At 76.3% G+C, this 1,601-nt stretch carries 3 protein-coding genes and 1 pseudogene; 2 read left to right on the forward strand and 2 right to left on the reverse strand.

Annotation, left to right across the window (positions count from 1 at the left end):
- Nucleotides 1-169, reverse strand: a 169-nt coding sequence (locus tag AC2W7G_RS15825; RefSeq protein WP_485869285.1) for a gamma-glutamyl-gamma-aminobutyrate hydrolase family protein, incomplete at its 3' end; no start/stop codon positions are given.
- Nucleotides 170-347: 178 nt separating this feature from the next.
- Nucleotides 348-1,085: pseudogene (locus tag AC2W7G_RS15830) on the reverse strand (gamma-glutamyl-gamma-aminobutyrate hydrolase family protein); the annotation flags it as partial.
- Between AC2W7G_RS15830 and AC2W7G_RS15835 the strand changes: the two are divergent.
- Together AC2W7G_RS15835 and AC2W7G_RS15840 are read left to right on the forward strand one after the other, a co-directional pair.
- The gene (locus AC2W7G_RS15835) at nucleotides 982-1,413 is read left to right on the forward strand and encodes a YidH family protein (protein ID WP_485869283.1); all 432 of its coding nucleotides are present in this window, start codon (nucleotides 982-984) and stop codon (nucleotides 1,411-1,413) included. The pseudogene AC2W7G_RS15830 and the gene AC2W7G_RS15835 sit on opposite strands and share 104 nt — an antisense overlap.
- Nucleotides 1,410-1,601: TSUP family transporter (locus AC2W7G_RS15840; protein ID WP_485869284.1), on the forward strand; the 192-nt coding region annotated here is incomplete at its 3' end. The genes AC2W7G_RS15835 and AC2W7G_RS15840, both read left to right, overlap by 4 nt.

A 1,601-nucleotide genomic window follows, 5' to 3' on the forward strand; every position in this document is an offset into this window, starting at 1 on the left:
CGGCAGGGCGACCGCGGCCGCCTGGGCCCGCGAGCCCGCCTCGACGCAGCGCGGCGAGCTGCTCGTCGGCGGTGTCCGGGTGCTCGGGGTGCCACTGGACACCGGTGATCGGCGCGTCGGCGTGCACGGCCGCCTCGACCACGCCGTCGTCGGCCACCGCGGCCACCACCAGCCCGTCGCCCAGCCGGTCGACGCCTGGTGGTGGGTGCAGCGGACGTCCTGCTCGGGGTCGACTCGGCGGTCAGGGCCGGGCCGACGAGGCGCACCCGGTTGCGGACGAAGCCGTCGGGGTGACGGTGCGCGTCCGTGGTCGGCAGGTGGGGCACCAGCGTGCCGCCCAGCGCGACGTTGACCAGCTGCAGGCCGCGGCAGATGCCCAGCAGCGGGGTGCCGGTGTCGCGGCACCGCCGCACCGCCTCCAGGTGCGCGGCGTCGGCCACGGGCTCGTGCTGCCGCTGCCGGGGTACACGAGCGGGGCCGTCGTACGTCGTCGGGTCGACGTCCTCGCCGCCCATGAGCACCACGGCGTCGGCGGCCTCGACGGCCGCGAGCGTCGCCTCGACGCCCACCTCGGCCGACGCGACCGGCACGACCTCCCAGCCCAGGCGGCGGGCGACGCGGGTGGTCGTGTCGTTGAGCACGTCCAGCTTCTGCTGGAACCACGGGGCGTCGGGGCGCTCGGCGCGCAGGTGCAGCAGGGCCAGGCGCGGCGCGGGGTCGGCGGGGGAGTCGGTCACGCAGGCAGCGTAGGCGCGGCGTGTGACGAGGACGTTGCGGCCTGGTGCCGACGCGCCGGAATACGCGCCGGGGTCCGCCCGTTGTGCCACGTGCCGGTCCGATTCATGCCCCCGGGCCTCACCACTCGCCGCTACGAGCGGCCACTCGCCGAGAGGCGGCTGACGGACCGGTGAGCGTGGAGAGCAGCCACCCGCGGGGTAAGCCCCTGGCGGGTGGCTGCTTGCGTTCGGGCAGGATGCGGGCATGGGCGAGACCATCGGCGGACCCCGTGACCATCTGGCGAACGAGCGCACCCAGCTGGCCTGGCTGCGCACGGGCGCGAACGTCATGGTGGTCGGTCTGGCCATCGCCCGGTTCGGCGACGCCGGCGAGGTGACGGTGGCCAGCCTGGTCGCCGGCGGGCTGCTCGTGCTGGTCGGCGCGGTCGGGGTCGGCTACGGCACCCTGCGCTACCGGCGCACGGCGGCCGAGCTGAGGGGTCGGCACCGCCGCGGGGGGCCCTCGTCCCTCGGCCGGACCGGCCGTCGCCGCCGGCGTCCTCGTGCTGGCCGTCGCCGTCTCGGTGCTCGTCCTGCTGCTGGGCGCCTGACGCCGTGCTCGAGACCGTCGCGATCCTGGCCGCGGGCTTCTGGGCCGGGACGATCAACGTCGTCGTCGGCTCCGGGACGCTCGTGACGTTCCCGACCCTGTTGCTGCTCGGCTACCCGCCGGTGGTGGCCAACGTCTCCAACAACATCGGGCTCGTGGGCGGTGGCCTGACCGGCTCGTTCGGCTACCGGCGCGAGCTGGCCGGGCAGGGCGCGCTGCTGCGCCGGCTGCTGCCCGCCTCGCTGGCCGGCGGCGTGCTCGGGGGCGGTGCTGCT

The sequence above is a fragment of the Aeromicrobium sp. PFPM2_SD2 genome, assembly GCF_057364525.1.